Source organism: Luteimonas sp. 22616, assembly GCF_052044325.1.
Taxonomy (GTDB): domain Bacteria; phylum Pseudomonadota; class Gammaproteobacteria; order Xanthomonadales; family Xanthomonadaceae; genus Luteimonas.
On the sequence record NZ_JBQEMW010000001.1, the window covers coordinates 1,226,341 to 1,249,501 of the forward strand.

Consider the following 23,161-nt stretch of genomic DNA (forward strand, 5'->3'; position numbering starts at 1 on the left):
TCCTACAATGCGCCCCAAAAGCAGAAGGCCCGGCGAGCCGGGCCTTCCATTGCATCGGCAGGGCTCAGCCCGCTGGCGGCGGCGCCTGCGTCTCCGCTGCAACGCCGTCGGCGTCCTCGACGTCCTCCTCGTCCAGCGACGCATCCACGCGCTCGATCGCCTGCAGGGTTTCGTCGGGGGCCAGCCGGATCAGGGTCACGCCCTGGGTGTTGCGGCCGACCTGCGAGATCTCCGAAGCACGGGTGCGCACCAGGGTGCCGCCATCGGAAATCAGCAGTACCTCATGGCTGTCCGACAGCTGGATCGCGCCGACCAGCTTGCCGTTGCGGGCGGTGGTCTGCAGCGCGATCACGCCCTGGGTGCCACGGCCCTTGCGCGGATAGTCGGCCTCCGGCGTGCGCTTGCCGTAGCCGCGCTCGCTGGCGGTGAGGATGTCGCCATCGCCCTCGACCACGATCAGGCTGCGCACTTCCTCGCCGTCGGCCAGCTTCATTCCGCGCACGCCGGTGGCGGTGCGGCCCATCGGGCGCACGGTGCTGCCGGCGAAGCGCACGGCCTTGCCGTTGCTGGCGAACAGCATGATGTCGCGATGGCCATCGGACAGCGCCACGCCGACCAGCGAATCGCCATCGGCAAGGTTGATGGCGATCTTGCCGCGCTGCAGGCGGTAGGCGTACTCGGTCAGCGGGGTCTTCTTGACCGTACCGTGGCGGGTGGCGAAGAACACGAACAGGTCCTCGCTGTACTCGCGCACCGGCAGCACCGCCTGCACCTGCTCGTCGGCCTCCAGCGGGATCCAGTTGATGATCGGACGGCCGCGCGCATGCGAGCCGGCCTCCGGCAACTGGTGCACCGGCAGCCAGAACACGCGGCCGGCGCTGGTAAAGGTCAGCAGGGTGTCGTGGGTGTTGACCAGCCACAGCTGGTCGATGAAATCCTCTTCCTTGGTCGCCGCCGCGTTGCGGCCGCGGCCGCCGCGCTTCTGCGCGCGGTAGGCGCTCACCGGCTGGCGCTTGGCGTAGCCGGCGTGCGACAGCGTGACCACCACGTCCTCGGGCGCGATCAGGTCGAGGATGTCCAGGTCTTCCTCGCTGGCGCGGATCTCGCTGCGGCGCGCATCGCCGAACTCTTCCTTGACGTTGCGCAGCTCGGTGCGGATCACCTCCAGCAGCACGTCGGGATCCTCGAGGATCTCGATCAGGCCGCGGATGGTGTCCAGCAGCAGCCTGTATTCCTCGGTCAGCTTCTCCTGCTCCAGCCCGGTCAGGCGGTGCAGGCGCATCTCGAGGATCTGCTGGGCCTGGGTCTCGGTCAGCTGGTAGCCGGTGTCGAGCAGGCCCACGCCCGCAGGCAGGTCCTCGGGCCGCGACGCATCGCTGCCGGTGGCGGCGAGCAGCGCGCCCACCAGGCCCGGTTCCCAGGTGCGCGCCAGCATGCGTTCGCGCGCCTCGTTGGGATTGGCCGAGGTCTTGATCAGCTCGATCATCTCGTCGATGTTGGCCAACGCGACGGTCAGGCCTTCGAGCACGTGTGCGCGGGCGCGCGCCTTGCGCAGCTCGAAGATCGTCCGGCGGGTGACCACCGCGCGGCGATGGCGCACGAACGCCTCGAGGATCTGCTTGAGGTTCAGCAACTGCGGGCGGCCGTCGACCAGCGCCACCATGTTGATGCCGAACACCGACTCCATCTGGGTCTGCTGGTAGAGGTTGTTGAGCACCACGTCGGCCGATTCGCCGCGCTTGACCTCGATGTAGATGCGCATGCCGTCCTTGTCGGACTCGTCGCGCAGCTCGCTGATGCCCTCGAGCTTCTTTTCCTTGACCAGCTCGGCGATCTTCTCGATCAGCCGTGCCTTGTTGACCTGGTACGGGATCTCGGTGACCGCGATCGCCTCGCGGCCGTTGTCGGCCACTTCGATCTCGGCGCGTGCACGCATGCGCACGCGGCCGCGGCCGGTGCGGTAGGCCAGGTGGATGCCGCCGACGCCGTTGATGATGCCGCCGGTGGGGAAATCCGGGCCGGGGATGTGTTCCATCAGGCCTTCGATGTCGATCGAGGGATCGTCGATCAGCGCGATCAGCGCGTCGATCACCTCGGACATGTTGTGCGGCGGGATGTTGGTGGCCATGCCCACCGCGATGCCGGCCGAGCCGTTGACCAGCAGGTTCGGGAACCGGGTCGGCATGACCGTCGGCTCCTGTTCCTTCTCGTCGTAGTTGGGCTGGAAATCGACGGTTTCCTTCTCGATGTCCGCCATCAGCTCGTGCGTGAGCCGCGACATGCGCGCCTCGGTGTAGCGCATGGCCGCGGCGGAGTCGCCGTCCACCGAACCGAAGTTGCCCTGCCCGTCCACCAGCATGTAGCGCAGCGAGAACGGCTGCGCCATGCGCACCAGGGTGTCGTACACCGACTGGTCGCCATGCGGGTGGTATTTGCCGATCACGTCACCGACGATGCGTGCCGACTTGAAGTACGGCTTGTTGCTGTGCGCACCAAGTTCGGTCATTGCGAACAGCACGCGGCGGTGGACGGGTTTCAGGCCGTCCCGGACATCCGGGAGCGCGCGCCCCACGATCACGCTCATGGCGTAATCGAGATAACTGCGGCGCATCTCGTCTTCGAGATTGACGGGGATGATTTCCTTGGCGAGCTCGGCCATTGCAACTCTTTTCGGTGTGGATCGGGAGCGTGTCGGGCATCGCGCGAAACGGCTCCGCGCAAGCATCGGCACAAGGGCGGAATTGTATCACAAAAGCACCCTTCGATGGCAGCCGATTCCCACGTGGAAACAAGGGTTTGCGGTGGTTTTTTGAGTGCCTGCGCGGTGCTTGCGAAAAGCAGCGCCAAGCCGGGTGACGGCTGCATGCGGAGCGGCGGGTCTGGACCCGCCCTGCGCGTCGCCAAATCCCCGTGAGAAGGGTTTCAGCCGCGTGCTCTTGATCTCGCGAACCCGTTTCCCGGAAAGCTCGCGGCTGAAGCCGCTCCCCCCGGGTTTGTCGTTGCCTTAGCCGAACATCGCGCGCATCGCGGCTTCGTCTGGATGCTCGACGATGCCCTGTTCGGTGACGATCGCATCGATCAACGCGGCCGGAGTGACGTCGAACACCGGGTTCCATGCCTGGATGCCGTCGGCAACGATGCGGTTGCCGCCGACGCCGAGCAGTTCGGCCGGGTCGCGTTCCTCGATTTCGATCAGGTCGCCGGAGGCTGTGTCCATGTCCACCGTCGACGACGGCGCCACCACCATGAACTTCCGCCCGTGGAAGCGCGCGGCGATGGCCAGCTGGTAGGTGCCAATCTTGTTGGCGACATCGCCGTTGGCGCAGATGCGGTCGGCGCCGACCACCACCCAGTCCACCTGCCCGTCTTTCATCAGGTGCGACGCCGCCGCGTCGGCGATCAGGGTGGCATCGATGCCGTCCTGCTGAAGTTCCCAGACGGTCAGGCGCGAGCCCTGCATCCATGGCCGCGTCTCGTCGGCGAACACCTTGCCGATGCGACCCTGGGCGACGCCGGCGCGGATCACGCCCAGCGCGGTGCCGAACCCCGCGGTGGCCAGCGAGCCGGTGTTGCAATGGGTGAGCACGCCGCTGCCCGGTGCGATCAGGCCGGCGCCGAGTTCGCCCATGCGGCGGTTGGCGGCCAGGTCCTCGGTTTCGATCGCGCGGGCCTCGCGTTCCAGTACGTCGCGCCAGTCCTTGCCGGTGCCGGCGAGCGCGCGCCGCATCCGCGCCAGTGCCCAGGCCAGGTTCACCGCCGTGGGTCGCGCGGCGTTGAGGCGCTGCAGTGCCGGCTCGATCGACGCCAGCGCCGTGTCGCCATCCACGGCGTCGATTTCGCGCGCCGCGAGCACCGTGCCCCAGGCCGCGGCGATGCCGATCGCCGGCGCGCCGCGCACCGCCAGCGCATGGATGGCCGCCGCCACTTCGTCGCTGGTGGTGCAGGCCACGTAGTCGACGTCGAACGGCAGGCGCCGCTGGTCGAGCAGTTCAAGCGATTGGCCCGTCCAGCGAATCGGGCGGATGCGGTCGTAGCGCGCGTAGTCGATGGTGGAAGCTGCGGTGTCGTGCATTGGGCCAGTTTACCGGGCACGACGCGACGTGGCGTGTGCCCAGGGCGGATATCAGGCCCGAAGCAGCGGAGGCCTGATCAGCGGACCCGGAACTCCGCGCGGCAACCGCCGCTGACCCAGATTCCGCCGCGGTCCCAGCCCCAGTTCTGGCCCTGCACGCAACGCGTTTTCGACAGTTGGCGAACGATGTCAACGCCGCGGCGAACGCTGACGTTGCAGCGGCGCTGGCGCCTTTCCTGCGACTCGCAGCGCACGGTCTGCCCGTAGTCGCCACCGGCCCCGGGCCGGTCGCCCGGGCGGTAACCGCCACCCGCGCCGACCACGAACTCGGCGCGGCACCCCTGGGAGACCCAGATGCCGCGGCTGTCGTAGCCCCAGCTCCGGCCCTGGACGCAGGGCGCGTCCGAGAGCCTGCGGCTGATGCGCACGCCGCCGCGCGTGTCGACGTTGCAGTGGCGGGTGCGCTTGTTGTCGGACTCGCAGCGGATGCTGCTGCCGTAGCCGTCACCCGGGTAGGCATTGCCGCCCGGATAGGCATTGCCGGGATATCCGTAGTCGCCCGGATAACCGCCGTAACTGTCCCCTGGATATCCGTAACCCACGCAGCCTGCAAGGCAGGTGGCTGCCAGGGCGATGACAATCCGAATGGCCATGTTCATGGACAACCCCTCGTGGCGGATGGGATGAATCTACAACCTCTGTGTGAACGAGAACGCAAAACCACGGGTTCCGATGACAGCGCCGATTCCGCCGTTCAGGCACGCGTAAAGTCGAACGCGAGCACGTCCGCGATCGCAGGCGTGCGCAACATCGCCATCAACAGCCGGTCGACGCCCAATGCAACGCCGGCGCACGCCGGCAGGCCATGCGCGAGCGCGTCGAGCAGGCGCGCATCGACGGCCGGCGCCTGCGCGCCGCGATTGCGCCGGACCATGAGGTCGCGTTCGAAACGGCCCCGCTGCTCATCGGCATCGGCAAGCTCGTGGTAACCGTTGGCCAGTTCCAGCGGACCGAGATAGAGCTCAAAACGCTCGGCGACCGGCGGGTCTCCTGCATTCGTGGGCGGGCGGATGCGCGCAAGCGCGCACTGCGACGCGGGATAGTCGCGGACGACGAGAATCCGGTCAGGCGACAATCCCGGCTGGATGCGATGGGTCATCAGCAGGTCGAGCCAGTCGTCGCGCACGAGGCCCTCGGGATCGATGGTGACGTCGCCGAGCGCGTTGCGCAGGGTCTCGTCCGGTGCCGTCATCGGATCGATGCCGAGCTCGCGCCGGTACAGCTCGCGGTAGGTCACCGACTCGTCGCTGGCGTCGCGCCCCACCAGCGCCAGCGCCATGCGCACGACCTCCACGGTTTCGGCAGCGAGTTGTACATGGTCCATGCCGAGGCGGTACCACTCGAGCATGGTGAACTCGGGGTTGTGGCGGCCACCGGCTTCGCCGTCACGGAACACACGACCGAGTTCGTAGCAGTCGCCGAAGCCGGCGCAAAGCAGGCGCTTGAGCGGATGTTCCGGCGACGTGCGCAGCCAACGCGTGCGCGGCGCGCCGTCGGTGCGGCCGGAGAATTCCAGCGAAAACGAGGCGATGTTGGGCTCGGTGTTGCCGGCCACGGACATCATCGGCGTTTCGACCTCGATCACGTCGCGCCGGGAGAAGAAATCGCGGACCGCGGCGTTGAGCCGGGCGCGCAGGCGCAGCGCGTCGAACGAGGCCGAGGGTTTCCAGCCGGTCATGTGCGACAGGTCACCGATTCCGGCGGCAATGGCTCCCGCCACGACTGCCATGACCCGCTTCCACTGTTCATTCGTGCTCCTGCAGGAACGCCAGCAGCTTCGCCTCGTCCCAGATCTCGACGCCCAGTTCCTGCGCCTTGGCCAGTTTGCTGCCGGCGGCCTCGCCCGCCACGACGAACGAAGTCTTCTTCGACACACCACCCGAGACCTTCGCGCCCAGCGCTTCGAGACGTTCCTTCGCACCGTCGCGCGTCAGCGATGCGAGGGTTCCGGTAAGCACCACCGTGCTGCCGTCGAGCGGGCCGGCTTCCGCTTCGCAAACGCCGGCGGTTGCTTCGCGCAGGCTGGCGAGCGCGCGCGTCGTGCGCTGGACCAGCGCAAGGCCGTCGTGTCCGGCCAGGAACGCGCGCACGGCCTCTGCGGTGTCTTGCGGCAACCCGGCTGCCGCGAGCGCTGCGACCTCGGCGCCGGCCACCGCCTCGATCGAATCGAAGCCGGCTTCGAGCTGCTCCGCGCGCTTCGCGGTCAGCCTGGGGATGTTCATCTGTGCAAGCACGCGGCCGGTCGCAAGCGCGGCGCGCAACTTCGCACTCGGCGGATGGGTGTCCGCGATCCGCACGCCACGCGCGAGCAGGTCGTCGATCACCTTCTGGTTCCCGGGCTGCTCGAAGAACGCATCGATCGCGCGCGCGACTTCGTCGCCGATGTCCGGCACCAGCTTCAGCAGCGGCCATGGCGTGTGGCGGACGAGCGCCAGATCGCCGAACCAGGCGGCGAGCGCCTTGGCGGTGCTCTCGCCGACGTGCTGGATCCCGAGTGCGTACAGGAAGCGTTCCAGCGTGGTCTGCCGGCTGGCATCGATCGCCTCGATGAGGTTCTCGGCCCACCTGGTGGCGACCTTGCCTGCCTTGACTGTTTCGGGCGTGGTGCCATCGCGCTCATCGGCGCGCCGCTTCATCTCCAACAGGTCGTCGAGTTCCAGCCGGTAGAGATCCGCGACCGATTCGAGATAGCCGAACTCGCCCAGCGCTTCGATATAGCGTTCACCGAGGCCATCGACGTCCATCGCCCGCCTGCTGGCGAAATGGAACACCGATTGCGTGCGCTGCGCGGCGCAGGCCAGCTCGCCGGTGCAGCGGGCGACGGACTGCCCTTCCTCGCGCACGATGTCGGAGCCGCAGATCGGGCAATGCGCGGGCATCGCCCACGGCGTCGTGCCCGCCGGTCGGAGCTCGGGAATCACCCGCACCACTTCCGGGATCACGTCGCCGGCGCGGCGGACGATCACGGTGTCGCCCACGCGCACGTCCAGGCGCGCGACCTGGTCGGTGTTGTGCAGCGTCGCGTTGGTGACGGTGACGCCGCCGACGAACACCGGCACCAGCTTCGCCGCCGGCGTGGCCGCGCCGGTCCTGCCGATGTTGATGATGATGTCCTCGACGACCGTCGTCTGCTCCTGCGCCGGGAACTTGTGCGCGATCGCCCAGCGCGGCGTGCGACCGACGAAGCCCAGCTCGCGCTGCGAGGCCATGTCGTCGACCTTGTAGACGACACCGTCGATGTCGAACGGCAGCGCATCGCGCTGCGCCCCGATCTTCGCGTAGTAGGCAAGGCAGCCCCTGACGCCGCGCGCCGTCGACACCAGCGGGCTGACCGGAAAGCCCCATTCGCGCAGCTTCCCCAGGACTTCGGAATGCCGGTCCGGCATCGCCCCGCCCACGACCGCGCCGAGCGCATAGGCGTAGAACGACAGTGGCCGCTGCGCGGTGATGCGCGGATCCAGCTGGCGCAGACTGCCGGCCGCGGCGTTGCGCGGGTTGACCAGCGGCTTGATGCGTCCGTCCGAGGCGCGCGCCTTCTCGTTGTAGGCCTCGAAGCCGGCACGCGGCATGTAGACCTCGCCACGCACTTCCAGCACCCGCGGCCAGTCCTCGCCGCGCAGCTTCAGCGGGATGGTCCGGATGGTGCGCAGGTTGGCGGTGACGTCCTCGCCGCTCTCTCCGTCGCCGCGCGTCGCGCCCTGCACGAACACGCCATCCTCGTAGCGCAGGCTAATCGCCAGGCCGTCGAACTTGGGTTCCACCGAGAACAACGGATCGGCCACGTCCAACCGCCCCTCGATCCTGCGTTCGAAGTCCTCGACCTCGGCCTCGCTGAAGGCGTTGGCCAGCGACAGCATGCGGACCTCGTGGCGAACCTCCGCGAACCCGCGCGACGGCGCCGCACCCACCCGCTGCGTGGGCGAGTCCGGCGTGGCCAGGCCAGGGTGTTCGGCCTCCAGCGCCTCGAGCTCGCGCATCAGACGGTCGTACTCGGCATCGGGGATGCCGGGATCGTCGAGGACGTGGTAGCGATGGTTGGCGTCGTCAATCAGGCGACGCAGTTCGGCGGCATGGGCGGCGGCTTTGGCAGGCATCGGGGAATTCTATGGCACCTGTGCCCGACACCTGTAGGAGCGGCTTCAGCCGCGAGCTTTTTGCCGTCCCGCGAAGGTCCATGGCCCCCCGCGTGACCAGACATGCGCCTGTTGAAAGCCGCGGGGATGACGGGCGGCTTGGCTTGTAGGAGCGGCTTCAGCCGCGAGCTTTCTACCGGCCTGGGAAGAGCTCGCGGCTGAAGCCGTCCCTACGAGTCCAGCAGGGTTCCGCGGGCTACCAGCGCGGCGAGCGGGTGATCGGCGGCGCTTCGTGCTGGCGGTCGTAGGTGCGCAGTTCCTCGCGCAGGTGGGCGATGCGCTGGCGGCCGAGGGCGTTGCGCGATTCGTCCAGCACCACGCCGTCAAGCAGTTCGGCCATCCGCCGGGCGGTCGGTTCCATCGCTTCCCAGGCGTCGAGCGCGTTGATCGGCGCCGGCAGGGTCAGGAAGAAAGCGATCGCGGGGGTTTCCAGCGACTGGATCTGGGCCATGTCGAAACTGCCCGGCTTCATGATGTTGGCGACGCTGAACACCGGGCCACGTTCCGGGTGGGCCTCGACCAGGCGGTGGAACACGTTCATGTGGCCGTAGGTCAGCCCGGCCTTCTCGGCAGCCACCACGATGTCCGGCCCGCGCAGCACCTCGCCGGCCTTGGCGGCGATGTACAGGGTCACGATCTTGTCGAAGTCGTCGTCGCCGCGCTTGCCCACTTCGCTGGCGGCCATCGCGGCGGTGCTGCCCACGGCGCGGTCGAGCAGTTCCATTTCCGCCTGCACCACGGTTTCGCTGCCGGTGTCCGGCGCTTCGGCCAGTTCGTTTTCGATCTGCGCGCCGAGCGTGGGCTCGGTGCGGCCGCCGCGTTCCTCCGGCTTGAGCCGGCGGCCCTGCCCCTTGCGGCGCGGCCGGCCGAAGAAATAGATCGCGGCGATCAGGACCACGCCGGCGACGAGGATCCCGAGGCGCAGCAGCCAGGCGTCGGACATTGTGCGGTTCTCCTTAGGCGGCGCCGGCCAGGCGTGCGGCTTCGGCGAGGTCGACGGATACCAGGCGGCTGACGCCCGGCTCGCGCATGGTAACGCCGGACAGCTGCTGCGCGGCTTCCATCGTTGCCTTGTTGTGGGTGACGAACAGGAACTGCACCTGCTCGCTCATCTCGGACACCATCGCGGTGAAGCGGCCGACGTTGGCTTCGTCGAGCGGCGCGTCGACCTCGTCGAGCAGGCAGAACGGCGCCGGGTTGAGGCGGAAGATCGCGAACACCAGCGCCACCGCGGTCATCGCCTTCTCGCCGCCCGACAGCAGGGTGATGTTGGACACGCGCTTGCCGGGCGGGCGCGCCATGATCGTGACGCCGGTGTCGAGCATGTCCTCGCCGGTGAGCTCGAGGTAGGCGTGGCCGCCGCCGAACAGGCGCGGATACAGCTCCTGCACGCCGGAATTGACCCGGTCGAAGGTGTCCTTGAAACGGCCGCGGGTCTCGCGGTCGATCTTGCGGATCGCGTCTTCCAGCGTCTCCAGCGCGGTGGTGAGGTCGGCGTCCTGCGCGTCGAGGTAGTCCTTGCGCTGCGCAGCTTCGGCGTGTTCGGCGATCGCAGCGAGGTTGACCGGTTCCAGCCGGCGCAGCTTGGCGTCGAAGTCGGTGACCATCTTCTCCCACGCGGAGACTTCGGCCTCGGCGGACAGGCCGGCGACCACGTCGTCGAGCACGAAGCCGGCCTCGGTCACGGCGGTCGACAGCTGTTCGGCGTGGATCACGAGCGCCTGCTGGTCGAGCTTGCGCTGCGAAATCGCCTCGCGCTGGGTGAGGGACTGCTCGTCGCGCTTGTGGCGGATCTGCTCGAACTCGCGCAGTTCGTTGTCGATGCCCTCGAGCGCGGCGCGCGCCGAGGCCAGCGCCTTCTCGGCGGTGACGCGCTGTTCGAGCACGACCTGACGCTGGCGTTCCAGCGCCTCGGCCGGGTCTTCCTCGCCCGAGGACAGCTGCGTGGCGAGTTCGCCCAGCCTGTTGTCGAGCTGGCCGCGCTGGCTGCCCATGCGCTCGAGCGACTGCGCGAGCGCATTGACCTGGGTGCGCTGCGATTCCAGGGTCAGCGCCAGCGCGTGCGCGGTTTCGCGCGACTCGCGGGCGACGGTGCGGGCCTGGTCCCGGGCATCGACCAGGCTGCGGCGTTCGGATTCCAGCGCCTGCCGCGTGCCTTCCAGCTCGGCCATGCGCGACACGGCATCTTCGAGCTTGGTGCGCGCCTCGCGCGACTGCTCGCGGCTGGTGTCGAGGGTCTCGACCAGTTGCTCGACATCGGCGTCGATCCGGGCGATGCGGTTGCGCGCGGATTCCAGTCGGCCCTGCTGGCTTTGCAGCTGGCCGGCGAGTTCGGACACGCTGCGGTGGGCCATGTACAGCCCGCGCTGCGCGTCCTCGCGCTGCTGCTCGGCGGCGAGCAGGCGGTCGCGCCAGGCGGCGATGCCGCGTTCGAGTTCGTGTTCACGTTCCTGCAGGGTTTCGATCTCGACCCGCAGTGACTGGATCTCGCGTTCGCGCAGCAGCGCACCCTGCTTCGCGGCGCCCGAGCGCAGCACGCGCACCCAGCCGGCACCGAGGCGCTCGCCGTGGCGGGTGATGACCGAATGGTCGGCGTGCCCGCCTTCGACCAGTCGCGCCTGCAGGGCGCGTGCTTCGTCCAGCGTTTCGGCGACATGCAGCCGGCCCAGCAGCTGGCGGATGGCCAGCGGGCCCTGGACCTTTGCGGCGAGCGAGGTCGGCGCGAAGTCGGCATCGCCGGCCGCGGACGACACCAGCGCGAGCCGGCCTTCGCCGAGGCCGCCAAGCGCCTCGACCAGCGCTTCCGGGCTATCGACCAGCACGCCTTCGATCAGCTGTCCGAGCGCGCCTTCGACGGCGTTCTCCCAGCCGGCTTCCACCTGCAGGCGCTCGCCCACGCGTGCAGCGGAGTCCAGGCCATGCTGGCGCAGCCACTCCACCGCGGCGCCCTGCTCCTGGCCGAGCGCGGCGTGCTGCAGGGTTTCCAGCGACGACAGACGGCCGCGTTTTTCCTGCGCCTGCTTGCGCACTTCGGCCAGCTCGGTCTGCGCGGTGCGCTGCTGGTCCTGTAGTTCGGTGACCGCCTGCTTGCGCTGTTCCAGTTCGCTGCCGAGGGTGTCGAGTGAGGCTTTCTGTTCTTCGTGCTGCACCTCGATGCCGGCGAAGGCTTCGGCCAGCGCGGCGAGGTCGAGCGCTGCGCGTTCGCTGGCCAGCTGTTCGCGGCGGCGGTCGGCTTCGAACGCCTGGCGATCGAGGTAATCGACGCGGGTGCGCTCGACGTCGCCGGCGCGCGCGGCCTCGGCCTGTTCGCGGGCGTGGGCGTCCTGGCGCTGCTGCCAGTCGGCGAGCGCGGCCTCGGCATCGCGCAGGGCATCCTGGCGGACGCTGTCTTCCTCGCGCAGCTGTTCGAGCTGCGGTTCGGCGTCCGCAATCGCTTCCTGCAGCACCTGCAAGCGCGATTCGTCGCCCTGGATGTGCTGGCCGATCTCGGCCAGCGCGGCCTGGGCCTCGTCACGGGCGCGCTGCAGGCGCTGGGCCATCTCGCGCTGGTGCGCGATCTGCTGCTCGATCCGGGCGAGGTTGCCGCCCACTTCGTAGCCTTCGGCCTGCGCCTTGTTCAGCGCTTCCATCGCTTCCTCGCGGCGCACGCGGCCGGTCTCGATCTCGCGCTCGGCCTCGCGCTGTTCGGCGATCAGTTGCTGCAGCCGGGTCTCTTCCTGCGACAGGCCCTCGCGCAATGCGGCGAGCTGGGCGTCGAGGCCACGGTATTCCAGCGCCTTCCATTCGGCGTCGCGGATCCTGCGCTCGGCCTGGATCTCGGTGTACTGCTCGGCCTGCTTCGCCTGCCGCGCGAGGTGCTGCAACTGCTTGCCGACCTCGTCGCGCAGGTCGGTCAGGCGTTCGAGGTTCTCGCGGGTGTGGCGGATGCGGGTCTCGGTTTCCTTGCGGCGCTCCTTGTACTTGGAGATGCCGGCGGCCTCCTCCAGGTACACGCGCAGATCTTCGGGGCGCGCCTCGATGATCTGGCTGATCATGCCCTGCTCGATGATCGAGTAGCTGCGCGGACCCAGGCCGGTGCCGAGGAACAGGTCGGTGATGTCGCGCCGCCGGCACTTGCCGCCGTTGAGGTAGTAGTTGCTCTGGCCGTCGCGCGAGACCGAGCGCTTGACCGAGATCTCGTTGAACGCCCCGTACTCGCCGCTGATGGCGTGGTCGGAGTTGTCGAAGATCAGCTCCACCGTGGCCTGCGACACCGGCTTGCGCGCGGTGGAGCCGGAGAAGATCACGTCGGTCAGCGAATCGCCGCGCAGGCGGCTGGCCGAGCTTTCGCCCATCACCCAGCGCACCGCGTCGATGATGTTGGACTTGCCGCAGCCGTTCGGACCGACCACGCCGGTCATGTTGGTCGGCAGGTGCAGCGTGGTGGGATCGACGAAGGATTTGAAGCCGGACAGCTTGATCGTGGACAGGCGCATGCGGCGGTCGGGTGCCTCGGCGCGGCGCCGGAAACCGGGGCTGCGCTAATGGTTGAGAATCTGGATTGTGTTCAGGCGCCAAGTCATTGATTCAACTAAGGCGCCGCAGTCAATAACCCTGCGTTGACTGCGAGTATAACGGCCCGCGCCCGGGAGCAACGGATCGGGCGCGGCGCAGGCCGCGCCGGCCTGCGGCTGGCGCCTGCGCGCCGCCGCGCCCCGGAATCATGCTGCTGGCCCCGCCGCACGCCAGGCCGCCACCGCCGCGCCTACGCGGCACCGAGGGCTTCGAGATACCGCCGGCGCCAGGCGTCGATGTCGTTCTCGCGCAGGTAATCCATCATCGCCTGCCAGCGCTCGATGCGCTGCAGCCGCGGCATGTGCGCCGCGGTGGCGATGGCATCGGCCACGCCGTCGAAGTCGTACGGGTTGACCAGCAGCGCCTGGCGCAGTTCGTAGGCCGCGCCGGCCAGCAGCGACAGCACCAGCACGCCCGGGTCTTCCGGGTCCTGGGCGGCCACGAACTCCTTCGCTACCAGGTTCATGCCGTCGCGCAGCGGGGTCACCAGGCCGATCCGCGCCATCCGGTAGAAGCCGGTCAGCGTGGCGTGCGCGAAGTTGCGGTTGACGTAGCGCAGCGGCGTCCAGTCCGGCGCCGCGTGCTGGCCGTTGATGTGGCCGGCGATCTGCTCGAGTTCGTTGCGCAGGACCTGGTATTCGGCGACCTCACCGCGCGAGATCGGCGCGATCTGCAGGTACGTCAGGCCGCCCTTCTGGTCGCCGTGCCGCGACAGGTAGCGTTCGAAGCCATGGAAGCGCTCGGGCAGCCCCTTGGAGTAATCGAGGCGGTCGACGCCGATGACCAATTGGCGCGGCTTCACGCTCTCGCGCAGCGAACGCACCGTGGGTTTCGACATCGCCTGCCGCGACTGGGCGGCGATGTGCCCGGTGTCGATGCCGATGGGAAACGCAGCAGCGCGGAAGCGGCGCCCGCCCGGCGCTTCCAGCACGCCCCCTTCGAGCACCCGGCCGCCGCCGAACAGGCGCACGTAGTCCTGGAAGCGTTCGACGTCCCGGCCAGTCTGGAAACCCACCAGGTCGTAGGCATACAGCGTCGAAAACAGGTGCGCATGGTCCGGCAGTGCCGCGGCCATGTCCGCCGAGGGCATCGGCACGTGCAGGAAGAAGCCCATCCGGCAGTCGATGCCGCGCGCGCGCAACAGGCTGGCCAGCGGGATCAGGTGGTAGTCGTGGATCCACACGATGTCGTCGTCGCGCAGCAGCGGCGCCAGCTTGTCGGCGAACAGCTCGTTGACCCGGCCGTAGCCGACCCGCGTCTTGCGGTCGTAGTCGACCAGGTCGAGCCGGAAGTGCAGCAACGGCCATAACGTGCGGTTGGAGAAGCCGTTGTAGTAGGCGTCCAGGTCGGCGCGCGACAGGTCCATGGTGACGTAGCGGATGTCGCCTTCGCGCGCTTCGTGCAACGCGCCGCTGGCTTCCCGCACGGACTTGCCGCTCCAGCCGAACCAGAGCCCGCCGCGCTCCTGCAGCGCGGCCTCCAGCGCCACCGCCAACCCGCCGGCACGGCTCACGCCCGGCGCGGCGACGCGATTGGACACGATGACCAGCCGGCTCACGAGAAATCCTGCCAGGGCCGCGACAGCCGCATCGCGGCCATCACCAGGCCGACGTGCGAGTAGGTTTGCGGGAAATTGCCCCAGGCCTCGCCGGTGTCGAACGCCAGGTCCTCCGACAGCAGCCCGAGGTGGTTGCGACGCGCCAGCACGCGTTCGAACAGCTCGCGCGCTTCGTCCTTGCGGCCGATGGCGGCGAGCGCGTCGATGTACCAGAACGTGCAGATGGTGAAGCTTGTTTCCGGCGCGCCGAAGTCGTCCTCGGCGAGGTAGCGGTACAGGCCGTCACCGCGCTTGAGGGTGCGGCCGATCGCCTCGACGGTGGCGACGAAGCGCGGATCGTCGGCCTTCACGAACCCCAGGTCCGCGAGCAGCAGCAGCGAGGCGTCCAGGCGCTCGCCGTCGAATACGTCGACAAAGTGGCCCAGCGCCTCGTTCCAGCCGCGTTCGAGCGCCAGCTTGCGGATGGCATCGGCGCGCTCGCGCCAGAGCCGGTGTCGGTCTTCCAGCCGCAGCGCGTCGGCGATCATCGCCAGCCGGTCGCAGGCGGCCCAGCACATCACGCTGGAATAGGTGTGCACGTCGGCGCGGCCGCGGAATTCCCACAGCCCCGCGTCAGGCTTGTCGTGCAGCGCCCAGGCGCGTTCGCCCAGCGGCTCCAGGCGGCGGAAGGTTGCCTCGTCGCCGGTGTTCTCCAGCCTGCGGTCGAAGAACATCTGCGCCGAGGCCAGCATCACGCTGCCGTAGGTGTCGTGCTGCTTCTGCAACCAGGCCAGGTTGCCGCGGCGCACCGGCCCCATGCCGCGGTAGCCGCGCAGCGCCGGCATTTCCTCCTCGGCCAGTTCGCCCTCGTAGGCAATGCCGTACACCGGCTGCATGTCGCCATCCTCGCCGGTGGCGAGGTTGAAGATGTAGTGGATGTATTCCTCCATTGACCGGGTCGCGCCGAGCCGGTTGAGCACCCGCACCACGAACCCGGCGTCGCGCAGCCAGCAGTAGCGGTAATCCCAGTTGCGCTGCGTGCCGGGCGCCTCGGGAATGGAAGTGGTCAGCGCGGCGATGATGCCGCCGCTGTCCTCGTACTGGCAGAGCTTGAGCGTGATCGCGCTGCGGATCACCGCCTCCTGCCATTCGGCCGGGATCGACAGGTAGCGCACCCATTCGTGCCAGTACTCGCGGGTGCGCAGCTCGGCTTCGCGAACGAATTCCGCGACCGGCCGGGTCAGGGTTTCGTCCGGGCCGAGCACGAAGTGCAGGTCGCGATCGAGCACGATCGACAGCTCGTCGCGCAGTGCGCGCAATGGCATGTCGGTGGTCACGCGCAGCACCATGCCGGGCAGCAGGAAACGCATGTGGTTGCTGCCCCAGGTGTGCTCCGGCACGCGCGCGCCCCAGTCGGCCAGCGGCCGCAGGCGCACGCGGATCCGCGGGCTTCCGGACAACACGCGCACCCGGCGCGCCAGCATCACCGGGCGATAGAAGCGCCCGTGCTGCCGCCAGCGCGGCGCGAAGTCGATGATCTCGATCGCGCCGTCGTCGCCATCGCGCAACACCGTGCGCAGGATGGCGGTGTTCTTGTCGTAGGCCTGCTCGGACGACGCCAGCCCGTCCAGTTCGATGTCCCAGGAGCCGCCATCGAGCCGCGGCTGCAGCAGCGCGCAGAACGCCGGGTCGCCGTCGAACGCGGGCAGGCAGCACCAGACCAGCCGTGCCCGGGCGTCGAACAGCGCGCCGAAGCTGCCGTTGCCGATCAGGCCGAGCGCCAGGTCCTGGGTCTGTTCGCGTTGAACGGAATCGGACATTGGCTTACCCCGCCCCGCGCTCCACGCCCAGCCACGCGCGCACCGCCGCCGGATCGCACAGCCGATGGCGCGCGACGCTGGGCGTGCGATCACCGACCAGCACGCTCAGGCCACCGTGCGCATTGACCACCTCGAAGCCGCTCTCGTCGGTGAGATCGTCGCCGGCGAAGACCGGCATTCGCCCCTGGAACGGGGGCGTATCCAGCAATTCCGCGATCGCGCCGCCCTTGTCGATCCGTTCGCCGTCGTCGGCACTGCCCGGGTACAGCTCGACGACCTGCTTGCCGTGCTGCAGCCGGTAGCCGGGCAGTTGTTCGAGCGAATGCGCGGCGAACGCGAGCAGCGCCGGCTCCGCGTCGGGCGCGCGCCGCCAGTGCAGCGCCAGTGCCGGCCCCTTGTCCTCGACCACGGTGCCGTCATAGACGGCGGCCAGGCGCGCGGCGGCCTTGCGGACGCCGGCCAGTTCCGGCGGCGCCTCCCCGGCGACGAATTCGACTCCCGCGTGACGCTGCTCCACGCCGTGCAGCCCCACGGCATTGAAACGCGACGGCACGAACAACGCGTCGAGCGTGGCGATGGTGCGGCCGCTCACCAGGGCGAGCGCGCCGTCGAGACGCGATTGCAACGCCTCGAGCCGTTCGCGCAGCCCATCCGGCACCACGACCGCATCCGGCGTGCTGGCCAGGTCGAGCAGGCAGCCATCGACATCGAGGAACAGCGCCCAGTCGTCGGCCGGCGGTGGCGGTGGCGGTAGCGCGTCGTGGAGCAACACGTCGTCGATGCCGGAAGCACCGATTTCTTTCAGATCATTGTTCTGCATCCGCACCATCATGGCGCGTGCGGCCGTAAACCGATGTGAATCGTCAGCCCAGGCGCTTCCCGCTTTCTCCATCGAAGAAGTGCGCGCGCGCGGGCACGTGGGCGAGATGCACGATATCGCCGGGCACGGGCAGGTCGTGCGGCGGCTGGCGCAGGATGATCTCGCTGTCGCCGCAGCGCAGGTTGACGAACGCTTCGTTGCCGACCGGTTCCACCGCCTCCACCTGCGCAGGCAGCACGCCTTCGCCCTCGCCGTCGATGCGCATGTCCTCGGGCCGCAGGCCCACCGTCAACGGTCGCCCGACCTGCGCCCGCAGCGCGTCGCGCACCGCATCGTGCGGGGACAGCGGCAGCTCGACGCCGTCGCCGACGCGCAGCCACAACCGCTCGCCGTCGCCTGCAAGCTCGCCCTGAAACAGGTTCATCTTCGGGCTGCCAAGGAACGTGGCGACGAAGACGTTCGCCGGCTTCTCGTACAGTGCCATCGGCGTGTCGAGCTGCTGGATCTCGCCGTCCTTGAGCACCACGATGCGCTGGCCGAGGGTCATCGCCTCGATCTGGTCGTGGGTGACGTAGACCATGGTCGCGCCGAGCTGGCGGTGCAGGCGCGCGATCTCCACCCGCATCGACATGCGCAGCTTGGCGTCGAGGTTGGACAGCGGCTCGTCGAGCAGGAACACCTGCGGCTTGCGGACCAGGGCACGGCCGAGCGCGACGCGCTGGCGCTGGCCGCCGGACAGCAGGCCGGGCTTGCGGTCGAGCAACTGGTCCAGTTCCAGCGTCTTCGCCGCCTCGGCCACGCGTCCGGCAATCGCGGCCTTGTCGTGGCCGCGCAGCTTCAGCCCGAACGCGAGGTTCTCGGCCACCGTCATGTGCGGGTACAGGGCGTAGTTCTGGAACACCATCGCGATGTCCCGGTCCTTCGGCGAAACCTCGTTGACCACGCGATCACCGATTTTCAGCGTGCCGGAAGTGATCGTTTCCAATCCCGCGATCATCCGCAGCAGCGTCGACTTGCCGCAGCCCGACGGCCCGACCAGGACCAGCAGCTCGCCGTCGGCGACCTCGAAACTGGCGTCGGCGACGCCGACGTAGCCGTTCGGATACACCTTGCGCAACTTGTCGAGCTCGACGCTGGCCATGCGTTCTCCGGTTCGCGGGTCGATGGACCCTTTGTTGTCGACCGTCGCGGTTCTGGCAACGGCCGGATGAATACGTTGTCAGCTCGCCGGTTTCCGGCCTCCCGGACATTACACTCGCGCGATTCGATACGGTATTCTGGCATGTAATCGTTTTCATGCCGCAACAGTCCACGCGAGGAATCATCACCGATGGTGCAGGCGCAACAGAAGGATTTTTCATTTCCGAAGGGATTCCTGTGGGGCGCGGCCACCGCGGCCCACCAGATCGAGGGGTCGCCACTGGCCGACGGCGCCGGGCCCAGCATCTGGACCCGCTTCGCGCACACCCCCGGCATGACCGTCAATGGCGACACCGGCGACGTGGCCTGCGATCACTACCGGCGCTGGAAGGACGACGTGCGCCTGATGCGCGACCTGGGCCTGCAGGCCTATCGCTTCAGCGTGTCGTGGTCGCGCATCCTGCCCGAGGGCACCGGCCGGGTGAACCAGGCCGGCGTGGACTTCTACTCGCGCCTGGTCGACGAACTGCTGGCCAACGACATCGAGCCCCTGCTCACCCTCTACCACTGGGACCTGCCGGCGGCGCTCGACGACCGCGGCGGCTGGCTCAACCGCGACTGCGCGGACTGGTTCGCCGAATACGGCAGCGTGCTGTATCGCGAGCTCGACGGCCGGGTGAAGAAGTGGGTCACGCTCAACGAGCCGTGGGTCGTCACCGACGGCGGCTACCTGCACGGCGCGCTGGCGCCCGGTCATCGCAGCAAGTACGAGGCGCCCATCGCCAGCCACAACCTGATGCGCGCGCACGGCGCCGCAGTGCAGGCCTATCGCGCCTCCGGCAAACACGAGATCGGGCTGGTGGTGAACATCGAACCCAAGTACGCGGCCACCGATTCGGCCGACGATGCGGCCGCGGTGAAACGCGCGCACGCCTACATGAATGAGCAGTACCTGCACCCTGCCCTGCTCGGCCGCTATCCGCCGGAACTCAAGGAGATCTTCGGCGACGCATGGCCCGAGTTCCCGCCCGACGACTTCAAGCTGATCACCCAGCCGCTGGATTTCATCGGCATCAATTACTACACCCGCAGCGTGACCAAGGCCACGGAGAGCTATCCGCTGGACGCTTGCGCCGTGAAGCAGCCGCTGGGCACGTACACCGAAACCGGCTGGGAAGTTTTCCCGCAGGGCCTGACCGACCTGCTGCTGTGGTTCAAGCAGACCTACGGCGACACGCCGCTGTACGTCACCGAAAACGGTGCGGCATTCTTCGACCCGCCGGTGGCCGGTACGGATGCCTCGGGCGCCCGCCGCGTGCGCGATCCGCTGCGCACCGACTACCTGCGCCAGCACCTGTCGGCGATCCACGACGCGATCGCCGCGGGCGTCGACATCCGCGGCTACATGGCGTGGTCGCTGATGGACAACCTTGAATGGTCGCTGGGCTACGGCAAGCGCTTCGGCCTCGTGCACGTCAACTACGGCACCCAGGAGCGCACCCCGAAGGACAGCGCACACTGGTACTCTCGGGTGATCGAGACACATGGCGGTTCACTGGCCGAACCGCTGCCGTGAGATCCGGGAATCGGAAATGAAGCATCAGGAACCGGAAGCATCGCTTCCGGCACGGACACGACCAATGCCATGCCGCGCATCCATTGGCGCGCTCGCCGCCCTGGATTCCTGATCGCTTTTCCGATTCCCCATTCCCGACTTCCCATTCCCGCGAGCGTAGCGAGCCATGCACGACACCCTGCTGCTGTTCGGCGCGACCGGTGACCTGGCCCAGCGCTACCTGTTCCCGTCGCTGCTGCACCTGCTGCGCGACCGGCTGCTGCCGCCGACGTTCCGGGTGGTGGCGGTCGGGCGCACGGAGCACGACGACGAAGGGTTCGGGCACTGGCTGCGCGAGCGACTGGGCGATGTCGATGCCCGCGACGCGGACGCACTTGACGACCTGCTCGCGCGCATCCGATACCTGTCGCTGGACCTCAACGACGCCGAGGCGATGGCCGCGGCGCTGTCGCAGTATTCGGACCGGCCCAGCGTCAGCTACCTGTCGACGCCGCCCGACCTGTTCGAACCCGCCTGCCGCGGGCTGAAGGCGGCAGGCCTGCTGGAGGGGCAGTCGCGGCTGGTGCTGGAAAAGCCCATCGGCCGCGACCTGGCCAGCGCCTGCGCGATCAACGCCACGCTCGGCTCGGCGCTCGACGAATCGCGGATCTTCCGCATCGACCATTACCTGGGCAAGGCGCCGGTACAGAACCTGCTGGCACTGCGCTTCGGCAACACGCTGATGGAAGCGGTGTGGCAGCACCGCTGGATCGCGTCGGTCGACATCCTGGTTGCCGAGACCGCCGGCGTCGACGGACGCGAGGGCTACTACGCCAACTACGGCGCCCTGCGCGACATGGTGCAGAACCACATGCTGCAGCTGCTGGCGCTGATCGCCATGGAGCCACCGTCGGAGCTGTGTGCCGACTGCGTCCGCGACGAGAAGACCAAGGTGCTGCGCGCGCTGCGGCCGATGACTGTGGCGGACGTTGCTGTCGACAGCGTCCGCGGGCGCTACGCAAACGGCGTGGTCGACGGCGAAGCGGTCAACGGCTTCACCCACGACAGCGATGTCGAAACCTTCGTCGCCCTGCGCGCCTACATCGACAACTGGCGCTGGGCCGGGGTGCCGTTCCGCCTGGTCACCGGCAAGCGCATGCCCTCGCGCACCACCGAGGTGGTGGTGTCGTTCAAGCCGGTCTCGCACTGGGTGTTCGAACGCCCCGACCGCGAACGCGCAAGGCCCAACCGCATGCGCATGCGCCTGCAGCCTGAAGAAACGATCGAACTCGGGCTGATGGGCAGCCTGGCGGCGCCGGAATGGGGCGCCACCGAACTGCAGCCGATGTCCCTGGACCTGTCGATGTCCTCGACACCCACCCGGCGCATCGCCTACGAGCGCCTGCTGGTCGACGCGCTCAAGGGCGACCAGACGCTGTTCGTGCGCGATGACGAGGTCGAGGCGGCCTGGCGCTGGATCGACAGTGTCAGCAGCGCGTGGCAAGCGGCATCGACACCTGCGCAGGACTATCCCGCCGGCTCCTGGGGACCAGCTGCGGCATCGGGCTTCCTGCCGGTGACCCTGTCGGGCAACGGGCATCGGAAACAAGCCGGGAAACAAACCGGGGGACGATCCGGAGAACTGGCAAAGTGAGCGACACCGGCCAGCACGTGCTGCTCGCCGACATCGGCGGCACCAACGCGCGCTTCGCGCTGGCCGACACCACGGCCCGGATGCCGCTGCGCGAGGACAGCGTGAAAAAATACGCTGTCGCCGATTTTCCGTCGCTGGGCGATGCCGCGCAGCACTACCTCGCCGATGGCGGCACCGCATGGGCCAGCGGCGAACCGGTCCGCAGCGGTGTCTTCGCCGTGGCCGGCCGCGTCGAGGATGGGCAGGCGCGCATCACCAACCATCCATGGGTGATCTCCGCACCGCGCATCCGCGAGATGATCGGCTTTTCCGTCCTGCGCCTGGTCAACGATTTCGCCGCGCAGTCGATGGCCATCCTGGCGCTGCGCGACAGCGACGTGGTCGCTATCGGAGGCGCGACCTGGAGCCCCGAAACCGAAGCAGCGGCCGATCGCACCTACGCCGTCATCGGCCCCGGCACCGGCCTGGGCGTCGGCATCCTGGTGGTGCGCGACGGCCACCACTGGCCGCTCGAAACCGAAGGCGGACACGTCAGCTTCCCGCCCGGGACGCCGGAGGAGATCGCCATCCTCGAACGCCTGTCGGCGCAGTTCGGCCGTGTCTCCAACGAGCGCCTGGTCTGCGGGCCCGGCCTGGTCAACATCCATCGCGCACTGAGCGAGATCGCCGGTGTCGATCCCGGTCCGATGCAACCGGCCGACGTCACCGCTGGCGCCGAGGCGGGCGATGCCCGCTGCATGCGCGCGGTCGACGTGTTCTGCGCGGTGTTCGGCGCGATCGCCGGGGACCTGGTGCTGACCACCGGCGCCTGGGACGGCGTGTTCCTCACCGGCGGCGTGGTGCCGAAGATGCTCCATGCGCTGCAACATTCCGGCTTCCGCCAGCGTTTCGAGCACAAGGGACGGTTCTCGCCGAACATGGCCCGGGTACCATCGATGGCGGTGCTGCATCCGCATGCGGGCTTGCTCGGTTGTGCGGTCATTGCACGACAATCGACGGCGACAACAATGGCCACGACATGAACGAGCACGCCGACTACAAGCCGGACATGGAGATCGCGGGCCCGCGCGTGCATTTCCTGTCCTACCAGAGCGCCGAGCAATGGGCGTGGGCAGGCGCCGTCACCCTCGCCGCCGAGCTGCGCCGCGCGCTGGAACAGCGCCCGCGCGCGCGGCTGTTGCTGTCCGGCGGCTCGACGCCGGGGCCGGTGTACCAGGCGCTTTCGCGCGCACCGCTGGCCTGGGATCGCATCGACGTGGCGTTGGTCGACGAGCGTTGGCTGCAGCCGGACGACCCCGACAGCAATTCCCACCTCGTGCGCACCACGTTGCTGCACGACAAGGCGGCCAACGCGCGCTTCGAGACGCTGACCCGCACTGGCCGCAGCATCGAGGAGGCCGTGGCCGCGGCCAACCTGCACGCCGCCCAGGTGCCTGACGCGGTGGTGCTCGGGATGGGCGACGACGGCCATACCGCATCGCTGTTTCCCGGCCTGCGCGGGCTGGACCAGCTACTCGCCAGCCCCTATCCCTATGTCTCCGTCGATGCCGCCGGCTGTGCCGGCGCCGGCCCGTGGCCGCGTCGCATCAGCCTCACGCCGGCCGGGCTGGCGCCATCGCGGATGCGGCTGCTGCTGATCCGCGGCGAGCACAAGCGCCGCCTGTTCGAACGCGCGCTGGACGGCATCGATGCGCTGGAACTCCCGATCCGCCTCGCCTTCACTACCCCCGGCGCGCGGCTGCGCGTGCACTGGTGTCCGTGACCGCGGCGCGCGCTGGCCGTCGGCGCGGTCGCTCTTTACCACATTGCCTGGAAC

15 protein-coding genes are annotated in these 23,161 nt (G+C 68.7%); 4 read left to right on the forward strand and 11 right to left on the reverse strand.

Going from position 1 to position 23,161, the window contains the following annotated elements; translation table 11 throughout:
- Window positions 1–64: 64 nt before the first annotated feature.
- The 11 genes from gyrA to ACTJIL_RS05715 form a co-directional block, all read right to left on the reverse strand.
- The gene (gene gyrA / locus ACTJIL_RS05665; RefSeq protein ID WP_440754585.1) at window positions 65–2,659 is read right to left on the reverse strand and encodes a DNA gyrase subunit A; all 2,595 of its coding nucleotides are present in this window, start codon (window positions 2,657–2,659) and stop codon (window positions 65–67) included.
- Between the two features lie 345 nt (window positions 2,660–3,004).
- Window positions 3,005–4,072, reverse strand: coding sequence for an S-methyl-5-thioribose-1-phosphate isomerase (mtnA, locus tag ACTJIL_RS05670; RefSeq protein WP_440754586.1), 1,068 nt, complete (start codon window positions 4,070–4,072; stop codon window positions 3,005–3,007).
- Between the two features lie 77 nt (window positions 4,073–4,149).
- A complete protein-coding gene (locus ACTJIL_RS05675) occupies window positions 4,150–4,731 on the reverse strand; it encodes a DUF3011 domain-containing protein (protein WP_440754587.1) in 582 nt (193 codons plus the stop codon).
- A 95-nt stretch (window positions 4,732–4,826) separates the two neighbouring features.
- Entirely contained in the window at window positions 4,827–5,810 is a 984-nt protein-coding gene (gene epmA / locus ACTJIL_RS05680; RefSeq protein WP_440755856.1) for an EF-P lysine aminoacylase EpmA, read from the reverse strand.
- A 67-nt stretch (window positions 5,811–5,877) separates the two neighbouring features.
- The gene (gene ligA, locus ACTJIL_RS05685) at window positions 5,878–8,226 is read right to left on the reverse strand and encodes an NAD-dependent DNA ligase LigA (RefSeq protein ID WP_440754588.1); all 2,349 of its coding nucleotides are present in this window, start codon (window positions 8,224–8,226) and stop codon (window positions 5,878–5,880) included.
- A 235-nt stretch (window positions 8,227–8,461) separates the two neighbouring features.
- Entirely contained in the window at window positions 8,462–9,208 is a 747-nt protein-coding gene (gene zipA, locus ACTJIL_RS05690; protein ID WP_440754589.1) for a cell division protein ZipA, read from the reverse strand.
- Between the two features lie 13 nt (window positions 9,209–9,221).
- On the reverse strand, window positions 9,222–12,740 hold the full coding sequence (gene smc, locus ACTJIL_RS05695) for a chromosome segregation protein SMC (protein WP_440754590.1): 3,519 nt from the start codon (window positions 12,738–12,740) through the stop codon (window positions 9,222–9,224).
- A 269-nt stretch (window positions 12,741–13,009) separates the two neighbouring features.
- Entirely contained in the window at window positions 13,010–14,377 is a 1,368-nt protein-coding gene (gene otsA, locus ACTJIL_RS05700; protein ID WP_440754591.1) for an alpha,alpha-trehalose-phosphate synthase (UDP-forming), read from the reverse strand.
- The gene (locus ACTJIL_RS05705) at window positions 14,374–16,176 is read right to left on the reverse strand and encodes a glycoside hydrolase family 15 protein (protein WP_440754592.1); all 1,803 of its coding nucleotides are present in this window, start codon (window positions 16,174–16,176) and stop codon (window positions 14,374–14,376) included. Before ACTJIL_RS05705 ends, otsA begins: the two co-directional genes overlap by 4 nt.
- A 4-nt stretch (window positions 16,177–16,180) precedes the next feature.
- Window positions 16,181–16,996 carry a trehalose-phosphatase gene (gene otsB, locus ACTJIL_RS05710; RefSeq protein ID WP_440754593.1) on the reverse strand — a complete coding sequence of 272 codons (816 nt, stop codon included), beginning with the start codon at window positions 16,994–16,996 and terminating at the stop codon, window positions 16,181–16,183.
- Window positions 16,997–17,039: 43 nt separating this feature from the next.
- Window positions 17,040–18,137, reverse strand: a complete 1,098-nt coding sequence (locus ACTJIL_RS05715; protein ID WP_440754594.1) for an ABC transporter ATP-binding protein — start codon at window positions 18,135–18,137, stop codon at window positions 17,040–17,042.
- A 189-nt stretch (window positions 18,138–18,326) separates the two neighbouring features.
- Between ACTJIL_RS05715 and ACTJIL_RS05720 the strand changes: the two genes are divergently transcribed.
- The 4 genes from ACTJIL_RS05720 to pgl all read left to right on the forward strand — a co-directional run bounded on the left by ACTJIL_RS05720 (window position 18,327) and on the right by pgl (window position 23,107).
- Complete coding sequence (locus tag ACTJIL_RS05720) at window positions 18,327–19,712, forward strand: GH1 family beta-glucosidase (protein ID WP_440754595.1); 1,386 nt, start codon at window positions 18,327–18,329, stop codon at window positions 19,710–19,712.
- Window positions 19,713–19,878: 166 nt separating this feature from the next.
- Window positions 19,879–21,345 carry a glucose-6-phosphate dehydrogenase gene (zwf, locus tag ACTJIL_RS05725; RefSeq protein WP_440754596.1) on the forward strand — a complete coding sequence of 489 codons (1,467 nt, stop codon included), beginning with the start codon at window positions 19,879–19,881 and terminating at the stop codon, window positions 21,343–21,345.
- Window positions 21,342–22,367, forward strand: a complete 1,026-nt coding sequence (gene glk / locus ACTJIL_RS05730; protein WP_440754597.1) for a glucokinase — start codon at window positions 21,342–21,344, stop codon at window positions 22,365–22,367. Before zwf ends, glk begins: the two co-directional genes overlap by 4 nt.
- Entirely contained in the window at window positions 22,364–23,107 is a 744-nt protein-coding gene (pgl, locus tag ACTJIL_RS05735) for a 6-phosphogluconolactonase (protein ID WP_440754598.1), read from the forward strand. The genes glk and pgl overlap by 4 nt, the downstream gene beginning before the upstream one ends.
- Window positions 23,108–23,161: the final 54 nt, after the last annotated feature.

Excerpts from the sequence above, each read along its gene's own strand:
- ACTJIL_RS05720 (WP_440754595.1), top strand. The coding sequence starts at position 18,327 with ATGGTGCAGGCGCAACAGAAGGATTTTTCATTTCCGAAGGGATTCCTG.
- ACTJIL_RS05675 (WP_440754587.1), bottom strand. The coding sequence starts at position 4,731 with ATGAACATGGCCATTCGGATTGTCATCGCCCTGGCAGCCACCTGCCTT.
- smc (WP_440754590.1), bottom strand. The coding sequence starts at position 12,740 with ATGCGCCTGTCCACGATCAAGCTGTCCGGCTTCAAATCCTTCGTCGAT.
- mtnA (WP_440754586.1), bottom strand. The coding sequence starts at position 4,072 with ATGCACGACACCGCAGCTTCCACCATCGACTACGCGCGCTACGACCGC.
- otsB (WP_440754593.1), bottom strand. The coding sequence starts at position 16,996 with ATGCAGAACAATGATCTGAAAGAAATCGGTGCTTCCGGCATCGACGAC.
- zipA (WP_440754589.1), bottom strand. The coding sequence starts at position 9,208 with ATGTCCGACGCCTGGCTGCTGCGCCTCGGGATCCTCGTCGCCGGCGTG.
- gyrA (WP_440754585.1), bottom strand. The coding sequence starts at position 2,659 with ATGGCCGAGCTCGCCAAGGAAATCATCCCCGTCAATCTCGAAGACGAG.
- ligA (WP_440754588.1), bottom strand. The coding sequence starts at position 8,226 with ATGCCTGCCAAAGCCGCCGCCCATGCCGCCGAACTGCGTCGCCTGATT.
- ACTJIL_RS05705 (WP_440754592.1), bottom strand. The coding sequence starts at position 16,176 with ATGTCCGATTCCGTTCAACGCGAACAGACCCAGGACCTGGCGCTCGGC.
- ACTJIL_RS05715 (WP_440754594.1), bottom strand. The coding sequence starts at position 18,137 with ATGGCCAGCGTCGAGCTCGACAAGTTGCGCAAGGTGTATCCGAACGGC.
- epmA (WP_440755856.1), bottom strand. The coding sequence starts at position 5,810 with ATGACCGGCTGGAAACCCTCGGCCTCGTTCGACGCGCTGCGCCTGCGC.
- zwf (WP_440754596.1), top strand. The coding sequence starts at position 19,879 with ATGCACGACACCCTGCTGCTGTTCGGCGCGACCGGTGACCTGGCCCAG.
- pgl (WP_440754598.1), top strand. The coding sequence starts at position 22,364 with ATGAACGAGCACGCCGACTACAAGCCGGACATGGAGATCGCGGGCCCG.